The following is a 511-nucleotide window of genomic DNA, read 5'->3' as shown; positions in this document are numbered from 1 at the left end:
TGAAGTCGCGTGGGGCTCCGACACCGGCGGACAGTACGACAGCAGTGGAAGTAGAAGCAGAGGAAAGGGAGGGCCGAACACCGTTGGATCGCCTGCCACCAGCCGTGACTTCAGCGCTGGGGGTGGACACCGCAGTTTCCATCGAACGAGAGGTGGTCTCCGGTCACGCTTATGCGATCCTCACACCCGGCACCGTCATCGGCGGTAGGTGTGGAAAAGGCAAGCCGACGTACCTGTCGGTAGATGGTGTTTTCGATCCGTAGCCCTGGGCCCCGGCGCATTTGCGCCGGGGCCCTCGTCATGGAGGTGTATGTGGATGGCCCCATCCGACGACATGTTCGGCGATGACGACTACCCGGCCTACACGATGGGTCGCGCCGCGGAGATCGTCGGCGCTTCGCAGGACTTCTTGCGCCGCCTCGATGAGGCTGAGCTGTTCACGCCGTTCCGCTCGGCGGGCGGGCACCGTCGCTACTCGCGCTACCAGCTGCGCCTCGCGGCCCGGGCCCGG

The 511-nt window shown here is 65.8% G+C and carries 2 protein-coding genes; both read left to right on the top strand.

Annotated elements, in window-relative coordinates:
• Positions 1–263 (top strand): hypothetical protein (locus Aau02nite_RS46035; protein ID WP_212995031.1); only part of this gene is annotated, 263 nt, incomplete at its 5' end.
• A 53-nt stretch (positions 264–316) separates the two neighbouring features.
• On the top strand, positions 317–511 hold a 195-nt coding region (locus Aau02nite_RS46030), incomplete at its 3' end, for a MerR family DNA-binding transcriptional regulator (RefSeq protein ID WP_212995030.1).

The sequence above is a fragment of the Actinoplanes auranticolor genome, assembly GCF_018332655.1.
GTDB lineage: Bacteria > Actinomycetota > Actinomycetes > Mycobacteriales > Micromonosporaceae > Actinoplanes > Actinoplanes auranticolor.
The sequence above is the reverse complement of the archived record's forward strand: the minus strand, read 5'-3'. Positions and strand labels throughout refer to the sequence as shown.